A 26,378-nucleotide genomic window follows, 5' to 3' on the forward strand; every position below is an offset into this window, starting at 1 on the left:
CAGTAACTTTACATGATGAAAAATTTGCTTCATAAACTGTTTTCTATTTCAATGGCTTTGCTATTGTTATTGTCCACTATTTCTTGGACGGTAGAGAAACATCTGTGCATGGGGCGAGTTATGGATGTTGCTTTGTTTGATCATGCAAATGATTGTGGTATGGAGATTGGTTTGGCTTTGTTAGATGATACCTCTATAATAAAAAAGCACTGTTGCGATGATGAAGCCTTTACCATTCAAGGTCAAGACGACTTGACGCATGATTTTTCTAATTTTAATTTTTCACAACAGGTATTCTTAATATCCTTTACAAGTTCTTATTTAGGCTTGTTTGAAGAAACTACAGATGAGAATATCGATTTTGATTCATATCCGCCGCCTATACTGGCAGAAGATTTAAATATTCTACACCAAGTTTTCTTGATTTGATTTAAAACCTGTACAACAGCGTGTTATAGCGTTTATACATTTTTTAATCAAATCTAATAATTCAATGAAAAATAATATTTGGCTTTTAGCCATTATCTTATTGGGGATACACAGTATTCAGGCCCAAGGTCCTCCAATAACTGCAGATAAACCAATTATGTTGGGGCAAGGTAGTTTTACCTTAAGAACCCTAGCGGAAATTAGAACAACTGAGCGTGCAACGTTTACTTATATTCCGATTAACTTTAGTTATTTGCCCACTTCAAATATAGAGCTAGCTGTAGAAATTCCATACCTGGTTAACACTGTTACAGAAGGTACGAGTAAAAGTGCTTTGGCCGATATAAAATTAATGGGAAAATATCAGTTCTTTAGAAAAGATGCCACAGGCAAAACCTTTAGAATAGTTGGTAAAACCATACAAACCTTGCCTACTGGCGAAGATTTAGACGCTATGGATTTAAGTACAGGTAACTATGCTGGTTATTATGGCGTAGTTGCTGGTTATGAAACTCTCAAATACGGAATTTCTAATGAAATTGGCTATAATTGGATGCCAGATGGCACCAGGGATGACTTTCGTTATAAACTAGGTTTTGGACTTCCCCTGTTAAAACCACAATACCCTAATAAGCAAATTAATCTTTTTTTCGAGTATACTAACTTATGGCTAGTAGAGCGTAATTGGTATCAATTACTATATGCACAAGGTGTGCAGTACGCTCGAAAAAATACAACATTTGAGCTAGCAGTTCAAGTGCCTTTGGTCAATGATGTAGATGAAGGCAGAAAATTTAAGCACAGTATATTTTTAGGAAGTAGATTCACATTTTAACAAATAAAATAAAAACAATGAAAAATAAAATTATAGCAACATTGATTATTGGAATAATGACAATGTTTAGTGCAAACGCACAAAAAGAAATGGATAAGTTTATGGTACAAGTAGATGGTCTTGGATGTCCATTTTGCGCCTATGGATTAGAGAAAAAATTCAAGGAATTTAAAGGTATAAAAAATGTAAAAATCGATATTGAAACAGGCGATTTTAGTTTTAGTTATCCGGTCGAAAAAGCACTTTCGTTAATAGATGTTGAAAAACAAGTAGAAAATGCAGGTTATACGCCAATAACGGCAAAAGTGGAGCGTGCCGATGGTAAAGTTGAAGAATCTTCAGCAAATGAGTTGACTAAAAAAACTGAGGGTACCGTAAGTAAAAATGTAATGGTAGCAGGTAACTGTGCGATGTGCGAAGCTAGAATAACGAAAGCGGCTGGGGCTGTAAACGGAGTTTCTGATGTTTCTTGGGATAAGGACACTAAAATTATGAAAGTATCTTTTGATGCTGGTTTAACTTCTATACAAGAGATTGAAAAAGAAGTAGCATTAGCAGGTCATGATACAAAGAAGCATCAGGCGCATACTGATGATTATGGCAATTTGCCTGCATGCTGTAAATACGAACGTTTAAGTTACTAATAATGAAACATTTTATATACATCATAGCTGTCTTGCTACTTGTAACGGCTTGTAAAGAAAAAGAGGAAATTCCAAAAGAATGGATGTTGTCTAAAACTATTCAATTAGACGGGGTAAATCCTATTGGGTTAACGCAGGTGAATGGAGGTATTTGGCTATCTGATGGTGACCATAATCGATTAGTAAAGATTAATGAAGAAGGTAAAATTACCCAAACAATAGATTCGTTAGACCGACCAATGCATATTGATGCTGTGAAGGAAACGATTTTTATTCCTCAGTATGGAAAAGATGTAATTGAAACCGTTGATAAAAAAGGGAGGTTTGTAATGCAGGTTTCAGATTCTTTAGATGCCCCTGCGGGAGTTTCTGTTTTTAAAAATGAAAGAGCTATTGCAGATTTTTACAATAATCGTATTCTTTACTTTGATGGTGCAAATTGGATCTCTTTTGGAAAGGAAGGAAAAGCTGAGGGAGAATTTTATTATCCAACAGATGTGCAAATTACCAAAGATAAAATTTGGGTTGCAGATGCCTATAATAATAGAATTCAAGTGTTTGATAAAAAAGGCGGTTTTCTTCAAATGATGGGTCAAAATCAGAAGATGAATGCAGCAACAGGAATATTTGTTTCAGAAAATGAAGTTTTTGTAACTGACTTTGAAAACAACCGTGTTCTCGTTTTTGATAAGACCGGCAAGTTATTGCAGGTGTTAACAGACCAGATTGAAAAACCTACTGATATGATGATTAAAGATGAAGTGCTTTACATTATAAATTATCGAAATGGGAATCTTAATCTCTTTGATAAACAGCCCATCGTTATAAAGAAATAATTCTTCTATCTATCTGATTGATTAGATATCTGGGTTTACATAATATTTTTAATACAACGAATGAAACATACGTATACTATAGTTGGTATGACCTGCAATGGCTGCCGAGGTCATGTTGAGCAAACTTTGGCTAAAATTAGCGGAGTATCGAATGCTGCGGTGAATTTAGAAAAGGCTGAAGCAGTTCTAGAGATGGATAATCATATTCCATTAAAAACGCTACAGGCTGCTATGGAAGCTGATGGGGGGCATTATTCCATACATGAACTCGGTGCTCAGGTACCTGAGGCTACAAAACCCAAAGCGGTCGAGAATGGTAATGGTGTATTTTACTGCCCAATGCACTGCGAAGGAGAAAAGACATATGCAGCACCTGGTGACTGCCCGGTTTGTGGTATGGATCTGGTTGAAGAGGCGAGTGTCACCACCAATAAAGGTCAAGAGTATACGTGCCCCATGCATCCTGAGGTAATTAGAGATGAACCTGGCGATTGCCCTATTTGTGGAATGGATCTGGTGCCGAAACAAGCAGATATTTCAGCAGAGGAAAAGAGCTATAATAAATTACTGAATAAGTTTAAAATAGCAGTTGGGTTTACGTTGCCGATCTTTCTTATTGCAATGTCAGAGATGATACCTAATAATCCGCTTCAAAATATATTGAGCTTAAAATATTGGAATTGGGTACAATTCGCATTGTCGATACCTGTGGTGTTTTATGCAACGTGGATGTTTTTTGAACGTGCCTATCGTTCTGTTAAAACATGGAATTTAAATATGTTTACATTAATTGGTATTGGTGCAGGCGTGGCGTGGTTGTTTAGTGTATTCGCTATTTTGGTGCCCGATTTTTTTCCGCCGCAATTTAAAACGGATCAAGGTACGGTTCATGTTTATTTCGAAGCGGCAACGGTGATTTTGACTTTAGTTTTATTTGGTCAGTTATTAGAAGCCCGCGCACATAGTAAAACGAATTCTGCGGTAAAAGAACTGCTGAAATTGGCGCCTAATAAAGCTATTAAAATTGTAGACGGTAAAGAGGTGGGTATATCTATTGACCAGATTTCAAAAGGAGATTTACTTCGTGTAAAACCAGGAGATAGAATACCTGTAGATGGTAGTATTCATGAAGGTGAAAGTACGGTCGATGAATCTATGATAACGGGCGAATCTGTTCCGGTTCAGAAAGTAGTCGGCGATACAATAAGTTCAGGTACAATAAATGGCAAGGGGTCTTTCGTAATGACAGCTGAGAAAGTTGGGGCAGATACGCTCTTGTCTCAAATCATCGATATGGTGAACAAGGCTAGTCGTAGTCAGGCGCCTATTCAAAAACTAGCAGATAAAATATCTAGTTATTTTGTGCCGGTAGTTGTCTTTATTTCTATTATAACCTTTATAGTGTGGGTCATTTTCGGACCTGACCCAGCTTATGTATTTGCTTTGGTAAATGCCATTGCGGTATTAATTATTGCTTGCCCTTGTGCCTTAGGTTTGGCGACACCAATGTCCGTTATGGTAGGTGTGGGTAAAGGAGCGCAATCTGGTGTCTTGATAAAAAACGCAGAAGCGCTTGAGCGTATGAATAAAATTGATACGTTAATTATAGATAAAACAGGAACTATAACTGAGGGAAAACCATCCGTAGAGAAAGTAGGGAGCATATCAGAAATTGATTCTGAAAAAGTGCTGCAGTATATTGTTTCATTAAATCAGTTAAGTGAGCACCCATTGGCAGATGCCACCGTTAATTACGGAAAATCTAAAAATGTAGAATTATTAAAAGTTGATGATTTCAATTCTATAACAGGTATGGGTGTTGCTGGCAAGATTAATGGGGAATCTTTTGTTTTAGGAAATGATAAAATGATGGGTAAGGCTAAGGTTACTATTCCTGAAAATTTACAAGTAGTTGTTGCTGCGCATCAAAAGCAAGGTAAAACTGTTTCTTATGTAGCAATTGATGGTAATGCTGTCGGCTTTGTGGCCATTGGTGATCAAATCAAAGAGACTAGTAAAAAGGCAATTGAAGCGCTTCAGAAATCTGGTATTTCGGTGATCATGCTAACAGGTGATAATTATAATACGGCAAAGGCTGTTGCAGAGCAATTAAATTTGGCAGATTTTAAAGCAGGCATGCTTCCTCAAGATAAGTTAGCTGAAGTTGAACGATTACAGTTAGAAGGTAAGATAGTTGCCGTTGCCGGCGATGGTATAAATGACGCACCGGCATTGGCAAAAAGTGATGTGGGTATAGCTATGGGTACAGGTACAGATGTAGCTATTGAAAGTGCTACTATTACTTTGGTTAAAGGTGATTTACATGGTATTGTAAAAGCGCATAATCTAAGCAAAGCAGTGATGAAGAATATCAAGCAGAATTTATTTTTTGCACTTATTTATAATACTGTCGGTATTCCTATAGCTGCAGGAGTTTTATATCCGTTTTTCGGGTTGTTGCTTTCGCCTATGATTGCTGCTTTGGCTATGAGTTTTAGTTCTGTTTCAGTGATTGCAAATGCATTGCGGTTACGGGCGGCAAAAATTGATTAATCAAATCGAATAAAAAATTAAATGAATAAATATATAATAGTAATATTAATGACTTTGCTATCTGGGCTGGCTTTTTCGCAAGACAAAGTAGAAGGCGTGGTTTTAGATTCTGAAGGATCTAATGCGTTGACACTTTCGGGTGCAAATGTCTATTGGCAAGATTCCCAAACGGGAATGGTGACAGATTTTGACGGTAAATTTTCAATTCCGTTTAAAAAGGAATTTAATAAATTGATAATTAGTTATGTTGGTTTTGAGACTGATACATTAACTATAAATGAACCAAAGACAATTCGTGTAAGTTTAAAACCATCTAATGAATTAGATGAGGTTGTGGTGCAGCAAGAGCGAGATGCAATACAGAAGACATATTTCAGTCCGCAGAACGTCATCACCGTAAATAGTGCAGAATTATTGAAGGCTGCTTGCTGTAATTTGGCTGAGAGTTTTGAAACGAATCCGTCTATTGATGTGAATTTGTCTGATGGATTAACAGGTACGAAGCAAATACAAATGTTGGGTTTAACGAGTCCGTATTTATTGATAACCCAAGAGAATATTCCAATGGTTCGTGGGGCATCACAAGCATACGGATTAACGTTTACACCAGGTACTTGGATCGAGAGTATTCAAATTACTAAAGGTGCTGGTAGTGTTGTAAATGGTTATGAAAGTATATCTGGACAAATAAATACAGAGTTGGTAAAACCATTGACTGATAATGCTGTTTTTGTAAACGGATATGCAAACCAAAACGGTCGTTATGAGCTAAACACACATTTCAATAGAAAGTTGTCAGGCAAGTTGAGTACCGGTTTGTATATCCATGGAAATACAAGGAGGCAAAAAGAGGATAATAATGAAGATGGATTTTTAGATGCTCCATTAGGGGGGCAAATTAATGTAATGAACCGTTGGCAGTACCAAGATGCAGAAAAGGGATGGGTTAGTTTCTTCAATGTTCGTTTTTTAAATGATGAAAAACAAGTTGGGCAAGTAGATTTTAATCCTGATACAGATAGAGTAGACGGTAGTAATAGTTCATTGAGCGGAGCTGAATTTCCTGCACTGAGCGGAGCCGAAGTGTGGGGAAGTGAAATTAATACACGTAGGTTCGATACTTCATTAAAATTGGGTTATGTTTTTCCAGAATTACCCTTTCAGAGTTTAGGCTTTCAAACATCATACAGTTTGCATAAGCAAGATTCCTATTTCGGATTTAGAACCTATGATATCAATCATGAAAGTTTGTATAGTAATTTACTTTTCAATTCTATAATCGGCGATACTAGAAATAAGTTTAAAACTGGTATAACCTTCGCTTATGATGGTTATGATGAACTGGTTACGGCAACAGATTATTCTAGAGACGATACATCTGTAGGGGCATTTTTTGAATATAGTTATGAGAATTTAGAAAAAGTAAGTCTTACAGCTGGTTTACGAGTAGATAACCATAATCGGCTGGGAACTTTTGTAACGCCAAGATTTCATATTCGCTATACTCCTTGGGAAAAAGGTAGTCTAAGAGGTTCATTTGGTAGAGGTAAAAGAACAGCAAATATCTTTGCAGAGAATCAGCAGTTGTTTGCATCTGCAAGAAAAATTAATATAGATGATACAGGTGGTAAGGTGTACGGCTTGGATCCTGAAGATGCATGGAATTACGGAGTAAGCTTTTTACAGGGATTCAATTTTTTAAATAAAAAAGGAGATATTTCGTTGGATTATTACATTACCGATTTTGAAAATCAGGTAGTGGTAGATTGGGAAAATCCGCAAGAGGTTTCTTTTTATAATTTAGATGGAGACAGTAGTGCTAAGAGTTTTCAAGTTGAGGTTAATTACGAGCTATTAACTCGTTTAAATTTTAGAGCATCTTATAAATTTTATGATGTGTCAACAGATTATAATTCTGAAAATTTACAAAAACCCTTATTGGCGCAAAACCGTTTTTTTGCTAACTTAGGGTATGAAACCGAAGCAAAAGAAAACGGTGCACAATGGAAGTTCGATTATACTTTGCATGCTTTAGGTAAAATGAGACTTCCTGATACCAGTGTTAATGAGCCGGCGTATCAATTAGGCGAATATTCATCACCCTATAATTTAATGAATGCCCAAATAACCAAGGTATTTTCTAATACCATAGAGTTATATATAGGTGGTGAGAATTTAACAGGAGAGCAACAAAATAATCCGGTTTTAGGAGCGAATAATCCTTTTGGTCCCAATTTTGATACAACCATAGTATATGCGCCAATTATGGGAAGAATGTTCTACGGCGGATTCAGATTTAAAATTCAGTAACTAACGATTAATATAAAATTATGAAAACAACGATTTTATCCATAGCAATGATGCTAATTGCGGTAGTAACCTATGCGCAAGACAAGAACAAGAAAATGACTTTTGATGTTAATGGTAGATGTGCCATGTGTAAAGAGCGTATAGAAGAAGCTGCATTAAATGTAAAAGGTGTAAAATATGCAAATTGGGATATACCAACACATCAATTGGCTATTATCATGGATGAGCGTAAAACCGATGCCATGAAGATTAAAACTGCAATAGTTGCTGTTGGTCATGATACCAAAGAGTTAAAAGCGACAGATGAAGCTTATAATAGCGTACACCCTTGTTGTTTGTATAGAGAAGATAATTCTGATGATGGACAACATCATGAAAATAAGAAATAATAATTGCTATTATTTAGGTGTAATTTGGAGTTGAAAATTGGTTAATAAATTTTAGTTAATTTTTTGCCAACGTAATTATCACGAATCAAAATCTGAAATACATTAGCTATAGATTTATCTTAAATTCTATAACAATGGCACAAGCAAAATCAGCAGGGAAACCAGCTGCAAAACCTTCTCCAGCAAAAGCTGGAAAAAAGGCTGCTCCAAAAGCTGCTCCTAAGAAGAAGTAGTCAGGTTTTTGCCTTTAGAAGGCGACACCGTTTGGACGACAAAACCACCTTCTGTAAATAAAGAAGGTGGTTTTTTTGTTATATATATATTTGCCACAAAAAAACCGCTCTTGATATTTCAAGAGCGGTTTTAAATTATATTGACTGCGCAAACCAATTAATTATTGGCTGTGGCGCCACGCCACTACATCATTCCTGGCATACCGCCACCCATTGGTGGACCTGCAGGAGAATCTTCTTTGATGTCGGTTAAAGCACATTCAGTAGTAAGAATCATACCAGCAACAGAAGCTGCATTTTCCAATGCCACTCTAGTTACTTTAGCAGGATCAATAATACCAGCTTTCATCATATCAACATATTTTTCTGATTTTGCATCGTAACCGAAATCTCCTTTTCCTTCCAAGATTTTTGCGATTACTACAGAGCCTTCACCACCTGCATTAGAAACGATTGTTCTTAAAGGGGCTTCAACCGCGCGTGCAACAATCTGTAAACCAGTTGCTTCATCTTCATTTTCAGTTGCTACTTTAGATAGAACAGATTTTGCTCTTACTAACGCAACACCACCACCAGCTACGATACCTTCTTCAACAGCGGCTCTTGTAGCGTGTAATGCATCATCAACACGATCTTTTTTCTCTTTCATTTCAACTTCAGAAGCAGCACCAACATAAAGTACAGCAACACCACCAGCTAATTTAGCCAAACGCTCTTGAAGTTTTTCCTTATCGTAGTCAGATGTAGTTGTCTCGATTTGAGATTTAATCTGATTAACTCTTGTTTTGATATCTTTTGCAACACCACCACCATTTACAATTGTAGTATTGTCTTTGTCAATTTGTACTTTTTCACAAGTACCTAACATATCAAGTGTCGTATTGTCTAAAGAGAAACCTCTTTCTTCAGAAATAACAGTACCACCAGTTAATATGGCGATATCTTCTAACATTGCTTTTCTACGGTCACCAAAACCTGGAGCTTTAACAGCAGCAATTTTTAAAGAGCCTCTTAATTTGTTAACTACTAAAGTAGCTAATGCTTCACCATCAACATCTTCAGCGATAATCAATAAAGGCTTACCAGATTGAGCAACTGGCTCTAATACAGGAAGTAAATCTTTCATTGAAGAAATCTTCTTGTCGAACAATAAGATATACGGATTCTCTAATTGAGCTACCATCTTTTCAGAATCGGTAACGAAATAAGGAGAAAGGTAACCTCTGTCAAACTGCATACCTTCTACAACATCAACATACGTATCTGTTCCTTTAGCCTCTTCAACAGTAATAACACCTTCTTTACCAACTTTACCGAAAGCCTGAGCGATTAATTCACCAATAGTTTCATCATTGTTAGCAGAAATTGAAGCAACTTGCTTAATTTTTTCAGAAGAATCACCAACTTTTTTAGCTTGTTTAGCTAAATCGGCAACTATAGCTTCAACAGCTTTATCGATACCTCTCTTTAAATCCATTGGGTTTGCACCAGCAGCAACGTTTTTCAAACCTTCTTTAACGATAGCTTGAGCTAAAACCGTTGCGGTAGTTGTACCATCACCAGCTAAGTCATTGGTTTTAGAAGCAACTTCCTTTACCATTTGAGCACCCATGTTTTCTAATGGGTCAGCTAATTCAATTTCTTTTGCTACGGTAACACCATCTTTAGTTACTTGTGGTGCACCAAATGATTTGCTGATAATAACGTTTCTACCCTTTGGGCCTAACGTTACTTTTACAGCATTTGCCAATGCATCAACACCTCTTTTAAGACCGTCTCTTGCATCTATATCAAACTTAATATCTTTTGCCATTTCTAATTTTATTTTGATTTTTGATTTTTGACTTTTGCGCAGAGCATAAAGTCAAGGAAATTATTAATTTTAAAATGAAAATTTAAAGGCTAACGGCTAAGAGCCATAAGCCAATTGCTATTTAGATAATAGCAAGAATATCACTCTCTCTCATCATCAAGTAATCGGTACCTTCTAATTTTAATTCGGTTCCGGCATATTTTCCGTAAAGAACGGTATCACCAACTTTAACGGTAACACTGTCATCTTTTGTTCCAGGACCCACTGCTACAACTTTACCTTTCTGTGGTTTCTCTTTTGCAGTATCAGGAATGTAAAGTCCAGACGCAGTCTTCGTTTCAGCTGCCATCGGCTCGATAAGAACTCGGTCTGCCAATGGTTTGATATTAATTTTAGCCATAATTATTATATTTTAAATTGATTTTTAGTTTCGTAGAAATATAAGGGCAGAAATTATGCCATTGCCTATTTACTGACAAATTGTAAACAAAAAATGCCAGCTTGTCATAAGCTGGCATTTTTAATATAATGTAGTAATAATTTTATAAGCTATCTGAAGGTGTAGCGTCATTAGTTACGGGTGGTGTTACAGCCTCTGGTAAGGTTTCTGGAACCACAGTTTCTATGTCATCACCTTGTAATAATTTAGAATCTGCATCACCATAGTTACCTTTTAGGGCAATGTTAGATGCTAAGATTAAAACTATTAACAAACCTGCTAGTGTCCATGTGCTCTTGTCTAAAAAGTCACCTGTTTTTTTAACTCCACCAACAACTTGGTTGCCTCCTCCACCAAAAGAAGAAGAAAGTCCGCCACCTTTTGGATTTTGTACCATGATCACCAATACTAATAATAGGCAAACGACAATGATAAGTATCAGGAAAATTGAAAATGTACTCATTCTAAATTATTTATTATCTTTTCGTAATTTCTCTACCGCCTTAATTCGGTCTGCAAAGAAACTACTTTTTTCTGGATATTTCAAACTTAAAATTTTGTAAGCTTGAATTGCATTTTTATACTTTTTTTGTTCTAGATAAACCCTTGCTAAAGTCTCTGTCATCAGCTCATTATGATCGATTCTTGAAGACTTGGAAAGGTCAATAACCGTGTTCACCTCTGTAGGTACAATTTTAGGGTTCGAGGCTATAAACTTGTTTATTCGGTCGTATTTTTTCTTAATTGCTTCACTTTTAACCTTGGTTTTCTTAACAGGTTTTACAGTAATTATTGGTTCTTTTGCCTTTTGTATGGTCTTTTCTACTTTACTCTCTTTTACCTGAGTTGGTGGCTGAATTATATCTGCATTAATAGGGGTAATGGTATCATCTTCAGATTTTTCCAAAGGTTTTTTAGACGCTAGACTTAACCATTCTGAAAAAGAATATTTCTCTTTAGCATCGAAAGCTAAAGGCTTTCCAATATCAAGAGCATTTTCTTCTTCAGTATTGGTAGGGTTTTTAGATTGAAATAATTCTGGATCAAGTATTTGATCGGCATCATGTTCATCTTGTGGCAACGGTTTATCTGCAGAAGGGGTAATCAAAGGAATAATTGCAACTTCTTCTTTGATTGCAATAGTAATCTCTTCCACTTCTGTGGTTTCGATTTCAGCGCTGGTGACTTCAATATCTGTTAAGATTTCTTCTGCTGGCAATTCGATAGTTTGAATCTCGACTACAGTATCTTCAATTTCAACAGGTGCCGTTTCTTTTATTTCCTCAGGTTCTTTAGCTGGTACGACAGCTTCGATTTTTTCTATTTCAGCAACTTTTTTTGTTGGAATATCGGTATCATACTGTAAAAAATCTTTAGATGTTATAAAATCAAAAAGTACATCTCTATCGGTTGTAAATGCAGCCGTTGTTTTAAGAGCTTTGTTGTATTTATAGCTATTTAGATTTTTTAGACCTTTTAAATGCAGTGCTCTTGCTGCCTGAAAATAAGGGTATTCGGCAATAATATCTTCTAAGTGTTTTGTATGAATGGGTTCTACCACTTTGGTAGGATGTTCTAGAAAATATGTAAAGTCCTTAACGTTCATGTATGCTACCAATCTGCCAATGAGGCGTTGAAAATATCTTGTGTTAGCCTTTCGAAAATTATCTCATGGGCTTCACTCTTAATGCTCGCCAATTGTGTGTCTGCCGGATAATCATAAAAGAAAGAAAAACTTTGGTCAAAAGCGGCATCTTCTTTTAGTTGATTATAGAAACGCACTTTTACTCGAATTGAAAGTCTGTTTTGAGCAGCTGTTTGAGCAGCTGTAGCAGACATTGGTGATATTTTATATTCTGTTATTTCACCCTCGTATAATAAATCTGGGTTGCCAGAAGAAATAAGATCTAAGCTGGTCTGATTTAAAATTCGGTCTTGTAGTGCCAGAGTAAAATCTCTGTCTACACCCGGTTCAAATGTAGAACCCGGACTCTGAGTGGCATAATTTTGGAAATAGGTGACCTGAAAGGTTTTGGCTTCGCCAACATTGCCACCGGTAAAATTGTATACGCCGCAGCTTAAAAGTAAGATGGTCGGTAATATAAATAGAATAGATTTTTTTAGGTATCTCATTGAAATGGGATTCATGTTAAATTAAAGGTCGTACTGTTTTATTTTACGGTAAAGCGTTCGTTCAGAAATACCTAATTCTGTGGCTGCAGCCTTTCTTTTTCCTCTATTTCGTTCAAGAGATTTTTTGATCAATTCTACTTCCTTCTCTTGTAAAGATAGGGTTTCTTCTTCTTGAATTTCTTCGGCAAAATGATATTTATCTTCGTAAGAATCTTGAATTATAGATGCTTCCTCTTTTTTAGGTTCGGGTAAATGTAAAAGATTCCTTGGCTTTTCATCTTGAGAATCATGGTCGATATCGGCATCTTCGTCATCTTCGTTACCGTAGATTTTACGAATCAAGTTTTCATTATCTTTTTGAACCTTCTCAGAGTCATTATTTTTCAATAACTCCATCGTTAGTTTTTTAAGGTCGTTGAGGTCACCTTTCATGTCGAACAAAACCTTATAGAGTATCTCTCTTTCGTTGCTAAAATCGCTGTCAGATTTTGAATTAGAGACTACCGCAGGTAAGTTATTCGAAGTATTATTCGGTAAATATCCATGTAAAGTCGAGGCCGAAATTGCTCTATTTTCTTCCAGAACAGAAATTTGTTCTGCAATATTTCTTAACTGACGAATGTTACCTGGCCATCTATATTTTATTAATAACGATACTGCATTATCATCTAATCTAATGGTAGGCATTTTGTATTTCTGACTGAAATCTGACGCAAATTTTCTAAATAATAGATGAATATCATCTTGGCGTTCACGCAATGGCGGAATGTTAATTTCTACAGTACTTAATCGATAGTAAAGATCTTCGCGAAAACGCTCTTTTTTAATTGCCTCGAACATATTAACGTTCGTTGCTGCTACAATACGAACATCGGTTTTCTGTACTTGCGATGATCCAACTTTTAAAAACTCGCCGTTTTCTAGTACACGCAAAAGTCGTACTTGGGTAGTTAACGGTAATTCACCAACTTCATCTAAAAATATAGTACCGCCATCGGCAACTTCAAAATAACCGCTTCTTGTTTGTGTAGCACCTGTAAACGCGCCTTTTTCATGCCCAAAAAGTTCACTATCGATTGTGCCTTCAGGTATGGCGCCACAGTTTACCGCAATATACTTTGCATGCTTTCTATGGGAAAGCGAATGAATAATTTTTGGAATAGCTTCTTTACCAACACCACTTTCGCCCGTAACCAAAACAGAAATATCTGTTGCGGCAACTTGCATCGCTTTTTCAAGTGCTCGGTTCAATTTTGGGTCTTGCCCAATAATTTCAAAACGTTGTTTTATGCTTTGTATACTTTCCATATAAAATGGCTACTAAATTTAGTTATTGTCAGAATACCCGACAGCAACACCTTTAAGGGTTGCAGAAGTGCAGTCGTTAATTTGTACGTTTACAAAGTCACCAACCTTGTAATTTTCTTTCGGAAAAACCACAACTGTACTTTGAGTGTTTCTTCCCATCCATTCATGTTCCGATTTTTTTGAAGTTCCTTCTATTAAAACCTCCTGAATTTGACCGACATGTTTTTCTGTTCTAAAGAGGCAGTGACTTCTCTGTAAAGCTATGATTTCAGAAAGGCGTCTCTTTTTTGTAGCTTCAGGTACATCATCTTCCATTTTTCTACCGGCCATGGTGCCAGGTCTTTCAGAATATGAATACATAAAACCGAAATCATACTTAACATGCTCTAGTGCTTTTAATGTCGCAGCGTGATCTTCCTCTGTTTCTGTAGGGAAACCAGTAATGATATCTTGAGAAATAGAGCAGCCAGGTAGAATTTTTCTAATTTCATCTGTCAGTTCAAAATACTCTTCGATGGTGTGTAAACGATTCATTGCCTTTAAAATACGGTTACTACCGCTTTGTACAGGTAAATGAACGTGATTGCAAATATTTTTATGCTTGGCCATGGTTCTAATGACCTCCAAAGTCATGTCTTGCGGATTCGATGTAGAAAAACGAATACGCATTTTTGGGTTTGCCAATGCGACCATTTCTAAAAGTTTAGAAAAGCCGATAGCAGTAGCTTTTTGCATATCAGAAGCATTTTCGAAATTTTTCTTGAGTCCGCCGCCATACCATAGATAACTATCAACATTCTGTCCGAGTAGCGTAATTTCTTTGAATCCGTTTTCAGAAAGCTCTTTTACTTCTGCTAAAATAGATTGTGGGTCTCTGCTACGTTCACGACCTCTGGTGAATGGTACAACACAAAATGTACACATATTATCACATCCTCTGGTGATAGAAACAAAAGCGGTAACTCCGTTTGTATTTAATCTTACAGGTGCAATATCGCCGTAAGTTTCATCCTTAGAAAGAATAACATTTACCGCATCTCTACCAGAATCTACTTCTTTTATTAAGTTGGGTAAATCTTTATAAGCATCTGGCCCTACGACCATGTCTACTATTTTTTCTTCATCTAAAAGCTTGTCTTTTAGACGTTCGGCCATACAACCAAGAACACCGACTTTTAAATGTGGTCTTGTTTTTTTTACCTTATTATACTCTGTTAATCTTTTGCGTATGGTCTGTTCCGCTTTATCTCGAATAGAACACGTGTTTACAAGTACTAAATCGGCATCTTCTAACGTTTGGGTGGTGTTAAAACCTTCGGTCGCTAATATAGATGCTACAATTTCACTGTCGGCAAAGTTCATGGCACAACCGTAACTCTCAATATAGAGATTACGCTTGTTCACTTCTTTTCCTTTAACTACCAAAGTTGTGCCCTGCACATTTTCGTCTATGGTTTTCTCCATTTTTGTAATACGTTGCAATAAAATATTTTGGAGGGCAAAGATACTATTATAATCAAAAATATGACAAGATGACATGATTATTTAGGGTTTGTTTATGCTTTCTACACGAAAATTATTTAGTTTTATCACCAATTATAACCACCGATACTTATGAATTTAGAAAACTTGACGCAGCACATTAAAGCGAAACCAGATTTAGAATTTGGTACGATATTCAGTAGGTCTATAGACCTTTTTAAGAAGGTATGGTTACAGGGCTTTATTATTTTGCTCTTAACATTCGTTGTAATACTCCCATTTTATATTGTTTTGTACATACCTATGATCGCTTTGGGTATAACTGATCCAGAGGCACTTCAACATAATGAGTTGCCACCAATGGCTGCTGTAGCGATGGCTATTCTTTTTCCTGTTTTTGCGATTGGGATCACCACTTTCGCTTTGGCATTAAATGCCGCATTTTTAAAGATATGTAGAGAAAAAGATTTAGGAAAAGAATCTGCCGATGATTACTTCTACTTCTTTAAAGAAGGGCGTTTAGGTAAGGTCTTTATTCTTGCTTTGTATACATTCGGACTCTCAATACTAGGGGCGCTTGCCTGTGGTGTTGGTATGTTTTATGTAATGGTTCCAGTTTCATTGATTCCGGCATTTTTGGCATTTTCGAATGATCTTTCTCCGTTAGACATGGTGAAAGCTAGTTTTACCTTGGGTAATAAAAACTGGTTGGTCATATTTGGCCTGGTAATCGTTTCGGCATTTGTAGCACAACTAGGCTTTGTTTTATGTTGTGTAGGGGTATTGTTTACAGCAATGCTTGGTAAAGTACCTACCTATTATATGTATAAAGACGGAGTTGGTTTTAACGATGTAGAAGAGATTTCAAACTATTGATAACGCAACTATTATGTGTTTCTTCATCTAATAATTACAAACAGTTAAAAATTATATACCATGAAGAATGTTGTTTTTCTTTTTTGCACTATTGCATTATTTGCATTTGTTTCATGTAATGATGATGGCCCATATGAAGATTACTTAGTGGCTAGACCAATTGTGCAAGATGCAATATCGTTTAAGGCAGAAGCGGTCGATGTAGTTGATCCTATACCAATTGTTTCGTCAGGTAAAATATATGCTTACCAAGACTATATTTTTGTAAATGATGTAAACCTGGGTTTTCATGTTATAGATAACAAAAATCCGTCAGCGCCAGAGAGTATCGCATTTATAAAGTTAGAGGGCAACTTCGATATTTCTATTAAAGATGACAAGCTGTTTGCCGATAGTTATGGCGATTTGGTAATTTTTGATATATCGGATATTACAAATATTACCATTCAAAGTAGAATTGTAAATGCCATCTATAATAATGATGTATGGCTTTCGAATATTGAATACCCTCAGGCAGATTTTTACGAGTATGGCGATATCGATTATAGTAGAGATATTGTTATAGGCTGGGAGGTAATCACAGAAAGAAGGTCTGTTGAAGAGTATGAGTCTAGGTACAATTGTGACAGTTGTCTTGTAGATTCTGCTGAAAGTTTTAACGATAGTCCGCAGCCAACAACAGGTCAAGGCGGGTCTTTGGCGCGTTTTAAGATCATAGGCGATTATTTATATGTAGTAGACTATAGTAATATCAATATTTTTAACATTGCAGATGTCGAAGATGTAAAAGTTTTAGATGATGTACAAGTCGCTTGGGATATTGAAACGATTTATAGTCAGGGAGATATTTTGTTTATTGGTGGTGCTCAGGGAATGTATATTTATGGAATAGAAAACCCTGAAAAGCCAGAATTTATTTCAGAATTCAGACATGGTACCGCTTGTGACCCAGTAGTTGTAGATGGCGATTATGCTTATGTAACTTTAAAAGGCGGAGGTTTCTGTGGAAATACCGAAAGCGGATTGTATGTAATCAATATCTCTGATCTTGAGAATCCTGAATTAAAAGTAATTTACCCGATGGATGGACCAAACGGATTAGGAATTAAAAACAATACCTTATTTATATGTGATGGAGATTCGGGCTTAAAGGTATATGATAAAACGGATGCGCCAAATATAACATTGGTCAATACTTTCGAAGATATCATCGCTTATGATGTAATACCGTTGGCATCATCATTATTAATGGTCGGTGATCGCACACTGTATCAATATGAATATATTGATAATGACATTAGGTTGTTAAGTACCTTTCAATTGTAAAAATAATAAAAGGTTAAAAAAAGGGAAGCTAGTTTAGCTTCCCTTTTTTTATTTCAGTGCCCTAATTGGTTTGTGGCTTGTGATATAGCGGATATAATAATCATGAATTATTTGAATTTATTGGCTAAACTCTATTGAAATATGGGAAAAAATAAATTCCTGAAATTCCAAAGTTTAATTTTTAGTATACATTTGTAAGTATAAACAAGGTTGATGGCGAAAAATTTAGTAATTGTTGAGTCTCCTGCAAAGGCAAAAACTATAGAGAAGTTTTTGGGAAAAGATTTTAAGGTTGAATCGAGCTTTGGTCACATTGCCGATTTACCTTCAAGTGAGCTGGGAGTAGATGTCGAGAACGATTTCACACCGAAATATATCGTAGATAAAGACAAGCAAGCTTTAGTGAAAAAGCTTAAGAGTCTTGCAGATAAAGCAGAAACTATATGGCTCGCGAGTGATGAGGATCGAGAGGGTGAGGCTATCTCTTGGCACTTGGCCGAAGAGCTAGGTTTAGACAAGAAGAAGACAAAACGTATCGTTTTCAACTCGGTTACAAAGGCTGCTATTCAAAAAGCAATTGAAAATCCGAGAGAAATCAATTACAATCTTGTAAATGCACAACAGGCAAGAAGGGTATTAGACCGTTTGGTTGGGTATCAATTATCGCCAGTACTTTGGAAAAAAATTAAACCGGGTCTTTCTGCCGGTCGTGTCCAATCTGTAGCCGTAAGGTTAATTGTTGAGCGAGAAAGAGATATAGAGGGTTTTGAGCCACAAGCGTCGTTTAAGATTGCTGCAGAGTTTCAAACAGAAGAAGGTAGTGTTTTTTCGGCTAAGCTGAATAAAGCTTTCGACACAGAAAAAGAAGCAAAAGCATTTTTAGAAAAGAATAAAGCTGCTACTTTTTCGGTAAGCAAATTAGATAAAAAACCTGCCAAGAAATCACCATCTGCGCCGTTTACAACCTCTACTTTACAACAAGAGGCTTCAAGAAAATTATATTTCTCTGTAGGTAGAACCATGCAAGTGGCCCAGCGTTTATACGAAGCGGGTTTAATTACGTACATGAGAACAGATAGTGTTAACCTTTCTAACGAAGCGTTGACATCTGCAAAAGAAGCCATAGAAAAAAACTACGGTAAAGAATATAGCGAAACAAGAAATTTTACAGGTAAGTCTAAAGGTGCTCAAGAAGCACACGAAGCCATTAGGCCAACTGAGATGGGTAATCAATCTCCATCATTAGAACGCGATCAATCTAAATTGTACGACTTAATATGGAAACGTACGGTTGCCTCTCAAATGAGCGATGCTCAGTTAGAGCGTACCAACGTAAAGATTAAGGCAAGCAAACATTCAGAGGAATTTACAGCAAACGGTGAGGTTATAAAGTTCGATGGTTTCTTGAAAGTTTACATGGAAGGTGTAGATGATGAAGATATTGCCGAAGAACAAGAAGGCATGTTACCTGCCATGAAAGAAGGCGAGCGTTTGTTGAATAATTATATTTCAGCGACAGAACGTTTTACAAGAGCGCCATATAGATTTACAGAAGCATCTTTGGTTAAGAAATTAGAAGAGCTTGGTATTGGTAGGCCATCTACTTATGCACCAACAATATCTACCATTCTTAACAGAGGTTATGTTGAAAAAGGTACAATAGAGGGTACTGAGCGTAAGTATCAGCAATTGGTATTAGCGGCAGATAAAATAGAAGAAAAGAACCTAACTGAAAATGTAGGTTCAGATAAAGGTAAAATGGTGCCAACAGATATAGGTATGATCGTTACCGATTTCTTGGTCACTAATTTCGCCAATATTTTAGATTACAATTTTACTGCACAGGTAGAAGAAGATTTTGATGAAATAGCTTCTGGTGATGAAGACTGGAAGAAGATGATGAAGAATTTCTACAAAGATTTTCACCCGAATGTGGTAGATGTAGAAGAAAATGCGGAACGTGCAAGCGGAGAAAGAATACTAGGCAAGGACCCTAAAAGCGGAAAACAAGTTTCTGTACGTTTAGGTAGATTCGGCCCAATGGTGCAAATAGGTACTGTTGATGATGAAGAAAAGCCAACGTTCGCAAGTTTATTACCAGAGCAATCACTGAATACCATTTCGTACGAAGAGGCAATGGATCTTTTTAAACTACCAAGAAAATTAGGAGTTTATGAAGGTGAAGAAGTATTGGCCAATGTAGGTCGATTTGGACCGTATGTAAAATTTGGAGAGAAATTTATTTCTATGGATAAAGGCGAAAGTGCTTTTGAAATTGAGATGGATAGGGCAATAGAGCTTATTGTTGCAAAACAGAAAGCCGATGCGCCGGTTGCCATGTATGAAGATATGGAGGTTACCAAAGGCACAGGTAGATTTGGACCGTTTATTAAATGGAATGGCATGTTCATTAACGTGAACAAAAAATACGATTTTGACAATTTATCTAACGACGATATTATAGAACTTATCGAAGTCAAAAAGCAAAAAGAAATAGATAAGGTTATTCAAAACTGGGAAGAAGAAGGCATCCGTATCGAAAAAGCGAGATGGGGTCGTCATAATGTCTTAAAAGGTAAAATAAAGGTAGAATTGGCAAAAACCGTCGATGTTACTAAAATGACTTTAGAAGAAGCACAGAAGTTGATAGAGGCAAAGACTCCGAAGAAAAAAACTGTAAAGAAAAAGGCAAAAGCTAAACCTAAGTCAAAAAAGTAATTTAATTTTAGGTCAAAGATCAGTACAGTATCCTTATGATTTCTAAAAACCTTTAATAAATGGCCTTTGATTTTTTAGTTCCGGTATCGGATAAAGTTCTAGCTCATAAAGAGTTATTGCCAAGTCAATCTATCGGTAAAAACACCTATATACATACCGAAAAAGATGGGTTGCCTGTATTGGCAAATGCTACCGTTGCCATAATAGGGGTTAGAGAATCTCGAAATGCTTATGAAAAGAAGCATGAGAAGTTAGATGTCTCTGCTATAAGATTACAATTCTACAAGCTTTTAATAGGAAACTGGAATGCTACCATTGTAGATTTAGGTGATATTGAAGAGGGTGCTACGGTAAATGACACCTATTTTGTAGTCAAAGAAGTAGTTGCCGGTCTATTAGAAGAAGATATTATTCCTATTATTTTAGGGGCAACACAAGATATTACCTACCCTGCATACAGAGCTTTTGATGGTATCAGAGATATGATCAACCTGGTTGCAATAGATAGTAGGTTCGATTTCGGGATCGAAGATGAGCTTATTTCTTCGCATTCTTATATGAGTAAAATTATAACTGATAAGCCCAATAACCTTTTTAATTTTTCGAATATTGGCTATCAAAGTTATTTTAACGCCCAAGAAGAGATAGATTTAATGGAGCGTTTATTTTTTGATGCTTACCGACTTGGTGAGGTTGCAAATGATATTTCGTTAGCAGAACCAGTACTAAGAAATGCACATATGGTAAGTTTAGACTTACGATCTGTAAAGGCCAGTGAAATTTCTATGTCTGGCAATTTTTCTCCGAACGGGTTTAATGGAAGAGAAATTTGTGCCATTTCTAGATATGCAGGTATCAGCGATAAAGTATCTGTATTCGGTTTGTACGAAATGGAGAATACCGTACAGTCGCAACAACTGATAGCACAGATAATATGGTACTTCATAGAAGGTATCAATTTTAGAATAAAAGAAAGTCCATATACCAAAACCGATGACTTTGTTAAGTATAATGTACCTAGCGAAGACGAAGAATTGGTATTCTACAAAAGTTTATTAACAGAAAGATGGTGGACAGAAGTCCCATCTATTTTCACTTCACATACTAAAGGCCATACACCAGCGTTATTACCTTGCACCGAGAAGGATTATATTGATGCATGTAATCAACAGATTCCAGAAAGGTGGTACAAGGCCTATAAGAAAGGCTTTAATTAACATTATTTTTTTAAAGCATAAAAAGACTTTAATACAATATTTTATATAAAACCTAGTTTTAGTTGATAGAATAAATTATTGTATTCTCAGTTTAAACCATAATCGAAATTTAACCTAAAGTATGAAGAAGCTATTGTTATCCTCTATAGCGTTTGTTTTTTTACTCACAAGTTGTGGGTCTAAGCAAAAAGGTGAGCTAACTGGAGTCCAGGGAAAAAAGTGGTATCCAGAAAAACCATATGGAATGGAACTTATCCCAAGGGGTTCTTTCATAATGGGTAAGAGTGAAGAAGATCAAGGAAAATTATTGAATGCGCCGACTAAGACAGTTACGGTACGTTCTTTTTACATGGATGATACAGAAATCACAAACAGTGAGTATCGTCAGTTTGTAGAATGGGTAAAGGATTCTATCGTTAGAACCAAATTAGCCATTTTAGCTGATGAGTTAGGTATCGGTCCAGAAGAAGGCGGTATTGGTGATTATGCATTTAAAGATGCAGATACTACAAGAGCATCTGTATACGATAAGTATATGTTAGATAATTACTCGGGTATGGGCGAAACGGGCTACGAAGGTAGAGCGCTAAGCAAAGATGAAGACCTAGTTTGGGACACATCAGACTACCCAGATGAGTATTATACCGAAATTATGGATTCTATCTACTTATCTGAAGAAGAGTCATATAACGGTCAACGTACTATCAACGTTAAGAATTTAAAGTATAAGTATAGTTGGATGGATATCGAGGCAGCTGCCCGTGCTTCTTTAAAAGGGAACAAGAGTCGTAAAGATTTTATTCGTACCGAAGAAGTAGAGATATACCCAGATACTACTGTATGGATCAGAGATTTCTCATATTCATATAACGAACCAATGCATAATGATTATTTCTGGCACGATGCCTACAGCGAATATCCTGTAGTTGGTATCAGCTGGCAACAAGCAAAAGCATTCTGTAACTGGAGAACGAAGTTCAAAAATGATGATAACAAGAGTCGTAATAGACAATTCGTTAATCAATTTAGACTTCCAACAGAAGCTGAATGGGAATATGCTGCAAGAGGTGGTATCGAAGGTGGTACTTACCCATGGGGTGGCCCGTATGTAATCAGTGATACTGGTTGTTTTATGGCAAACTTTAAACCACAACGTGGAGATTATGCTGCAGATGCTGCTTTATATACAGTGGAAGCGAAATCTTACGAGCCTAATGACTTTAATATGTACAACATGGCCGGTAACGTTTCTGAGTGGACGAATTCAAGTTATGATCCAAGTGCATACGATTATGTATCAACAATGAACCCTAACGGTGGTGATCAATCTAATACTAGAAAAGTTATTAGAGGTGGTTCCTGGAAAGATGTAGCTTACTTCTTACAGGTAAGTACAAGAGATTACGAATACGCTGATTCGGCTCGTAGTTACATAGGTTTCAGAACAGTACAAGATTATATGGGTGAGGAAGATTCCACACAATAAATAATAATATTAACAGTTTTATAATAAATTCAAATTCATTTTTTAACCAAATCTTTTTTTATTAAACCTTAAATTAAATTAAACATGGCACAGTCAAAATCCACAAAAAAATTATTTAACATGGCCTACGGGCTAGGAGCATCAGTTGTAATTATCGGTGCATTATTCAAAATTCTTCACTGGGAGTTAGGACCATTAAATGGTGGTATTCTTTTAGCGATAGGTCTTATTACAGAAGCATTAATTTTCGCGATCAGTGCGTTCGAACCAGTAGATGAAGATCTAGACTGGGCATTAGTATACCCAGAATTAGCTGGTGGTGAAGGTAAAGCACCTAAAAAAGCACAAGCTGCAACTGAAATTAAAGAAGCTGAAGCATCTTTATCTAAGAAATTAGATGATTTATTAAAAGAAGCTGGTGTAGACGCAAGTCTTATGGAAAGCTTAGGTTCAAGCATTAAAAACTTTGAAGGTGCTGCTAAAGGTATCGCTCCAACAGTTGATGCAATGGAATCTACTAAGAAATATTCTAGTGAAATGGTTCATGCTGCAGCTCAAATGGAGTCTTTGAACAGTCTTTATAAAGTACAATTAGAAAGTGCTAGCAAACAAGCTTCAGTTAATGAAGAAGTTGTTCAAAATGCAAGTGCACTTAAAGATCAAATGGCATCTTTGTCTACAAACCTTTCTTCTTTGAATGGTGTATATGGTGGAATGTTATCTGCAATGAGTAGTAAAAACTAAATTGGATTTTAATAAAACCCAAGTCAATTATTAATTAAAATCTAAAAAAACAAATCCATGGCAGGAGGAAAAAATTCACCACGTCAGAAGATGGTCAACTTAATGTATTTGATCTTCATCGCAATGCTGGCACTAAACATGAGTAAAGAGGTATTAGCCGCATTCGGTATAATGAATGAAAAGCTAGAGACTTCAAACGCAATGACAACCGCAAGTAACGAAGCGTTCTTAGGTAGTCTGGAAACTAAAGCATCTGAAGATGCAGCTAAATATGATAAGCTGTATAAGAATGCTCAACAGATTAAAGCAATGTCTCAAGAGTATTATGATTACTTAGAAGGACTTAAAAAAGGTATGATGGAAGGGATCGAAGATCCTAAAGATTATGCTCGTATGGATATGGCTGATTACTTAGATCAGAAATTATTCCAAGGTGAAACTTTATCAGAAGACGGTAAAAAATTTATGAGTAACCTAACTGGTTATAGAGATCAAGTTGCGGCAATAGTGCCTAAAGCTTTAAAGCAATCTGTTATTGATCGTTTCCAAACAGGAGATGAGAATGGTAAAGTTGAAAAAAGAGACGGTACCAAACAAGATTGGATCAACTATCACTATGAAGGATATCCTTTAGTGGCATCTTTAGCAAAATTAACTCAGTTACAAGCTGACGTTAAAATGACTGAAGAAGCAGCTTTGAAATCTATGTTAGCAGGTGAGTTGACTAACCAAGTTTCTTTAAAGAACTTTGCTACTTCACTTTCTTCTACTAAATCTGCTTACTATGCAGGTGAGAAGTATGATGGTAAGATTATTATCAGCAAAACTGATAATTCTTCTACTCCTGTAAAAGCTGAGTTAACTTTAGATGGCAGAAAATTAACTGAAGGTTCTGATTATAAATTAGAAGCTGGTGGTGTTAAAATGTTGATTGGTTCTGGTTCTGCTGGTGACCATGAAGTAAAAGGTACTATCTACTTTAAGCAAGATGGTGAAGAAATTCCTGTTGAGGTTAAAAATTCATTCGCAACTATATCTAAGCCAAATGCTGCTTTAATTGCTGCTGATAAAATGAATGTTGTATATAGAGGTGTTGCTAACCCAATGTCTATATCTATACCAGGTATACCAAATAATAAAGTAAGAGCATCTGCTCCAGGTCTTAAGGCTGTTAGTGGTAGTAGTTATGTAATGACACCAGGTACTGGTAGAAACGTTACTATTACAGCTTCAGGTACTTTACCTGACGGTCAGTCGGTATCATCTAACTCTGAATTCAGAATTAAAGATATTCCAAGACCAGAAGGTAGTGTAAGTAAGCAAACAGGTAGTATTAAACTTCCAAAAAGGAATGTTGAGATCGCTACGATCGGTGCTGGTTTAGAAGACTTCGATTTTGATTTAAACCTTGCAGTAAGCGGTTTTAAATTTAAAGTACCAGGTCAACCAACTGTTTCTGTAAGAGGAAATAAGATGGATGCTAAAGCAAAACAAGCTTTATCACGTGCTAAAAGAGGAGATATCGTTCAAATATTTGATATCGAAGCGTTTATCACAAACAATAAAAGTTACAAGTTGAAGAAAGTATCTCCAGTAGTTGTGGAGATTACAAACTAAATAAATAGAATGATACCGGGTAAACCCTTTGGTATTACCCGGTTATTTTTAAAGTGAAGCAAACATGAATTGGAAAAATGTTTTAGTAATGGGAGCGGTAACAATGTTACCTTTATCAATGATGGCCCAAGCAAATGTATTGAATGCAAAGAAACCCGATGAGGTTGGTATTCGTACAGAAGCTCAGAAAGCTGTCGATAACGATGCTCCGTTAGAATATGGTTATGTAGATGATAGGGATATCCTTTGGTCTAAAACATTATGGGAAACCATAGATTTAGATGAGAGAGTTAACTTCCCATTATATTATCCAACAGATACTATGGATATTGGCCCAGATAGAAGGTCTTTATACCACGTTCTAATTAAAAATTTAAAGAGTGGAAAATTAGAAACTTATACAGATTCTTATTTCACTAAAAAAAGATCTTTTAACGATTTAAAAGATGCCTTGCAAATGGTAGATACTCTTGATTACGGGTATGAGCAAATGAACGCAGGTGAGACGGTTTCTGAAGAGTATATTACTCGTAGAAATATTTCTGCAGCTGATATTGAAGAATATCATGTAAAAGGAATTTGGTATTTCGATAAGAGACAAGGAGAATTAAAATACCGTCTTTTAGGTATTGCTCCAGTTGCACCAGATGTAAACTTTATGGATGATGACAATCCAGACATGGTAGAGCTTTTTTGGGTATGGTACCCAGATGCTCGTGAAATGTTACATGAAGCCAAAGTTTTCAATTCACAAAATTCAGCTCAGCCTATTTCTTTCGACATGTTGTTGAATGCAAGAAGATTCGATGCCGTTATTTATAAAGAAGATAACGTACAAGGCGACAGAAAAGTTGACGATTACATTTCTGATAATGCTTTGTTCCAATTATTGGAAGCAAAACGAATTAAAGAAACAATTAGAGACAAGGAACAAGACATGTGGGCTTATTAAGCTTACTGAAAATCCAATTCACATAATAAAGACCCGAT

General features: G+C 36.1%; 22 protein-coding genes. 15 read left to right on the forward strand and 7 right to left on the reverse strand.

Annotated features, from left to right (window positions below; all coding sequences use genetic code 11):
• Positions 1-12 precede the first annotated feature (12 nt).
• The 7 genes from ACEN2N_RS11290 to ACEN2N_RS11320 all read left to right on the forward strand — a co-directional run bounded on the left by ACEN2N_RS11290 (position 13) and on the right by ACEN2N_RS11320 (position 7,996).
• Entirely contained in the window at positions 13-429 is a 417-nt protein-coding gene (locus ACEN2N_RS11290) for an HYC_CC_PP family protein (RefSeq protein WP_441824421.1), read from the forward strand.
• A gap of 64 nt (positions 430-493) precedes the next feature.
• A complete protein-coding gene (locus ACEN2N_RS11295; RefSeq protein ID WP_441824422.1) occupies positions 494-1,264 on the forward strand; it encodes a hypothetical protein in 771 nt (256 codons plus the stop codon).
• A gap of 17 nt (positions 1,265-1,281) precedes the next feature.
• Positions 1,282-1,908: a heavy-metal-associated domain-containing protein gene (locus ACEN2N_RS11300; protein ID WP_424002761.1), complete on the forward strand. Its 627-nt coding sequence runs from the start codon at positions 1,282-1,284 to the stop codon at positions 1,906-1,908.
• Between the two features lie 2 nt (positions 1,909-1,910).
• Positions 1,911-2,744 (forward strand): NHL repeat-containing protein, encoded by an 834-nt coding sequence (locus ACEN2N_RS11305; RefSeq protein ID WP_441824423.1) that lies wholly within the window; start codon positions 1,911-1,913, stop codon positions 2,742-2,744.
• 60 nt (positions 2,745-2,804) lie between these two features.
• Complete coding sequence (locus tag ACEN2N_RS11310) at positions 2,805-5,297, forward strand: heavy metal translocating P-type ATPase (RefSeq protein WP_441824424.1); 2,493 nt, start codon at positions 2,805-2,807, stop codon at positions 5,295-5,297.
• Between the two features lie 21 nt (positions 5,298-5,318).
• Entirely contained in the window at positions 5,319-7,607 is a 2,289-nt protein-coding gene (locus tag ACEN2N_RS11315) for a TonB-dependent receptor (RefSeq protein WP_441824425.1), read from the forward strand.
• A 20-nt stretch (positions 7,608-7,627) separates the two neighbouring features.
• A complete protein-coding gene (locus tag ACEN2N_RS11320) occupies positions 7,628-7,996 on the forward strand; it encodes a heavy-metal-associated domain-containing protein (RefSeq protein ID WP_441824426.1) in 369 nt (122 codons plus the stop codon).
• 417 nt (positions 7,997-8,413) lie between these two features.
• Here the strand turns inward: ACEN2N_RS11320 and groL are convergent, their stop codons facing one another.
• The 7 genes from groL to miaB form a co-directional block, all read right to left on the reverse strand.
• Complete coding sequence (groL, locus tag ACEN2N_RS11325; RefSeq protein WP_424002741.1) at positions 8,414-10,042, reverse strand: chaperonin GroEL; 1,629 nt, start codon at positions 10,040-10,042, stop codon at positions 8,414-8,416.
• Between the two features lie 121 nt (positions 10,043-10,163).
• The gene (locus ACEN2N_RS11330) at positions 10,164-10,442 is read right to left on the reverse strand and encodes a co-chaperone GroES (protein ID WP_424002739.1); all 279 of its coding nucleotides are present in this window, start codon (positions 10,440-10,442) and stop codon (positions 10,164-10,166) included.
• Between the two features lie 142 nt (positions 10,443-10,584).
• A complete protein-coding gene (gene secG / locus ACEN2N_RS11335) occupies positions 10,585-10,944 on the reverse strand; it encodes a preprotein translocase subunit SecG (protein WP_424002737.1) in 360 nt (119 codons plus the stop codon).
• 6 nt (positions 10,945-10,950) lie between these two features.
• Positions 10,951-12,087 carry a hypothetical protein gene (locus tag ACEN2N_RS11340; RefSeq protein WP_441824427.1) on the reverse strand — a complete coding sequence of 379 codons (1,137 nt, stop codon included), beginning with the start codon at positions 12,085-12,087 and terminating at the stop codon, positions 10,951-10,953.
• Between the two features lie 5 nt (positions 12,088-12,092).
• Positions 12,093-12,614: an LptE family protein gene (locus ACEN2N_RS11345; protein ID WP_441824428.1), complete on the reverse strand. Its 522-nt coding sequence runs from the start codon at positions 12,612-12,614 to the stop codon at positions 12,093-12,095.
• A 21-nt stretch (positions 12,615-12,635) separates the two neighbouring features.
• A complete protein-coding gene (locus tag ACEN2N_RS11350; RefSeq protein WP_441824429.1) occupies positions 12,636-13,922 on the reverse strand; it encodes a sigma-54 interaction domain-containing protein in 1,287 nt (428 codons plus the stop codon).
• Positions 13,923-13,940: 18 nt separating this feature from the next.
• Entirely contained in the window at positions 13,941-15,386 is a 1,446-nt protein-coding gene (miaB, locus tag ACEN2N_RS11355; protein WP_441824430.1) for a tRNA (N6-isopentenyl adenosine(37)-C2)-methylthiotransferase MiaB, read from the reverse strand.
• 150 nt (positions 15,387-15,536) lie between these two features.
• Here miaB and ACEN2N_RS11360 point away from each other — a divergent pair, with 150 nt between their 5' ends.
• The 8 genes from ACEN2N_RS11360 (at position 15,537) to gldN (ending at position 26,340) form a co-directional block, all read left to right on the forward strand.
• Positions 15,537-16,280 carry a hypothetical protein gene (locus ACEN2N_RS11360; RefSeq protein ID WP_441824431.1) on the forward strand — a complete coding sequence of 248 codons (744 nt, stop codon included), beginning with the start codon at positions 15,537-15,539 and terminating at the stop codon, positions 16,278-16,280.
• Positions 16,281-16,340: 60 nt separating this feature from the next.
• Entirely contained in the window at positions 16,341-17,606 is a 1,266-nt protein-coding gene (locus tag ACEN2N_RS11365) for an LVIVD repeat-containing protein (protein WP_441824432.1), read from the forward strand.
• 213 nt (positions 17,607-17,819) lie between these two features.
• Positions 17,820-20,324 carry a type I DNA topoisomerase gene (gene topA / locus ACEN2N_RS11370; protein ID WP_441824433.1) on the forward strand — a complete coding sequence of 835 codons (2,505 nt, stop codon included), beginning with the start codon at positions 17,820-17,822 and terminating at the stop codon, positions 20,322-20,324.
• 59 nt (positions 20,325-20,383) lie between these two features.
• Positions 20,384-21,541: a formimidoylglutamase gene (locus ACEN2N_RS11375; RefSeq protein WP_441824434.1), complete on the forward strand. Its 1,158-nt coding sequence runs from the start codon at positions 20,384-20,386 to the stop codon at positions 21,539-21,541.
• Positions 21,542-21,662: 121 nt separating this feature from the next.
• Positions 21,663-23,027: a gliding motility lipoprotein GldK gene (gldK, locus tag ACEN2N_RS11380; protein ID WP_441824435.1), complete on the forward strand. Its 1,365-nt coding sequence runs from the start codon at positions 21,663-21,665 to the stop codon at positions 23,025-23,027.
• Positions 23,028-23,111: 84 nt separating this feature from the next.
• Positions 23,112-23,771, forward strand: coding sequence for a T9SS inner membrane protein PorL/GldL (gldL, locus tag ACEN2N_RS11385; protein WP_424002717.1), 660 nt, complete (start codon positions 23,112-23,114; stop codon positions 23,769-23,771).
• 57 nt (positions 23,772-23,828) lie between these two features.
• On the forward strand, positions 23,829-25,388 hold the full coding sequence (gldM, locus tag ACEN2N_RS11390) for a gliding motility protein GldM (protein ID WP_441824436.1): 1,560 nt from the start codon (positions 23,829-23,831) through the stop codon (positions 25,386-25,388).
• A gap of 64 nt (positions 25,389-25,452) precedes the next feature.
• Positions 25,453-26,340 (forward strand): gliding motility protein GldN, encoded by an 888-nt coding sequence (gene gldN / locus ACEN2N_RS11395; protein ID WP_441824437.1) that lies wholly within the window; start codon positions 25,453-25,455, stop codon positions 26,338-26,340.
• Positions 26,341-26,378 lie beyond the last annotated feature (38 nt).

Origin of the sequence: Maribacter spongiicola, assembly GCF_052119685.1 — a bacterium.
In the GTDB taxonomy this organism is placed as follows: domain Bacteria; phylum Bacteroidota; class Bacteroidia; order Flavobacteriales; family Flavobacteriaceae; genus Maribacter; species Maribacter spongiicola_A.

Excerpts from the sequence above, each read along its gene's own strand:
- ACEN2N_RS11290 (WP_441824421.1), top strand. The coding sequence starts at position 13 with ATGATGAAAAATTTGCTTCATAAACTGTTTTCTATTTCAATGGCTTTG.
- ACEN2N_RS11300 (WP_424002761.1), top strand. The coding sequence starts at position 1,282 with ATGAAAAATAAAATTATAGCAACATTGATTATTGGAATAATGACAATG.
- ACEN2N_RS11375 (WP_441824434.1), top strand. The coding sequence starts at position 20,384 with ATGGCCTTTGATTTTTTAGTTCCGGTATCGGATAAAGTTCTAGCTCAT.
- gldM (WP_441824436.1), top strand. The coding sequence starts at position 23,829 with ATGGCAGGAGGAAAAAATTCACCACGTCAGAAGATGGTCAACTTAATG.
- ACEN2N_RS11345 (WP_441824428.1), bottom strand. The coding sequence starts at position 12,614 with ATGAGATACCTAAAAAAATCTATTCTATTTATATTACCGACCATCTTA.
- ACEN2N_RS11350 (WP_441824429.1), bottom strand. The coding sequence starts at position 13,922 with ATGGAAAGTATACAAAGCATAAAACAACGTTTTGAAATTATTGGGCAA.
- secG (WP_424002737.1), bottom strand. The coding sequence starts at position 10,944 with ATGAGTACATTTTCAATTTTCCTGATACTTATCATTGTCGTTTGCCTA.
- ACEN2N_RS11360 (WP_441824431.1), top strand. The coding sequence starts at position 15,537 with ATGAATTTAGAAAACTTGACGCAGCACATTAAAGCGAAACCAGATTTA.
- gldN (WP_441824437.1), top strand. The coding sequence starts at position 25,453 with ATGAATTGGAAAAATGTTTTAGTAATGGGAGCGGTAACAATGTTACCT.
- ACEN2N_RS11320 (WP_441824426.1), top strand. The coding sequence starts at position 7,628 with ATGAAAACAACGATTTTATCCATAGCAATGATGCTAATTGCGGTAGTA.
- ACEN2N_RS11295 (WP_441824422.1), top strand. The coding sequence starts at position 494 with ATGAAAAATAATATTTGGCTTTTAGCCATTATCTTATTGGGGATACAC.
- ACEN2N_RS11340 (WP_441824427.1), bottom strand. The coding sequence starts at position 12,087 with ATGAACGTTAAGGACTTTACATATTTTCTAGAACATCCTACCAAAGTG.
- gldK (WP_441824435.1), top strand. The coding sequence starts at position 21,663 with ATGAAGAAGCTATTGTTATCCTCTATAGCGTTTGTTTTTTTACTCACA.
- ACEN2N_RS11315 (WP_441824425.1), top strand. The coding sequence starts at position 5,319 with ATGAATAAATATATAATAGTAATATTAATGACTTTGCTATCTGGGCTG.
- topA (WP_441824433.1), top strand. The coding sequence starts at position 17,820 with ATGGCGAAAAATTTAGTAATTGTTGAGTCTCCTGCAAAGGCAAAAACT.
- gldL (WP_424002717.1), top strand. The coding sequence starts at position 23,112 with ATGGCACAGTCAAAATCCACAAAAAAATTATTTAACATGGCCTACGGG.
- ACEN2N_RS11365 (WP_441824432.1), top strand. The coding sequence starts at position 16,341 with ATGAAGAATGTTGTTTTTCTTTTTTGCACTATTGCATTATTTGCATTT.
- ACEN2N_RS11305 (WP_441824423.1), top strand. The coding sequence starts at position 1,911 with ATGAAACATTTTATATACATCATAGCTGTCTTGCTACTTGTAACGGCT.
- groL (WP_424002741.1), bottom strand. The coding sequence starts at position 10,042 with ATGGCAAAAGATATTAAGTTTGATATAGATGCAAGAGACGGTCTTAAA.
- miaB (WP_441824430.1), bottom strand. The coding sequence starts at position 15,386 with ATGGAGAAAACCATAGACGAAAATGTGCAGGGCACAACTTTGGTAGTT.
- ACEN2N_RS11330 (WP_424002739.1), bottom strand. The coding sequence starts at position 10,442 with ATGGCTAAAATTAATATCAAACCATTGGCAGACCGAGTTCTTATCGAG.
- ACEN2N_RS11310 (WP_441824424.1), top strand. The coding sequence starts at position 2,805 with ATGAAACATACGTATACTATAGTTGGTATGACCTGCAATGGCTGCCGA.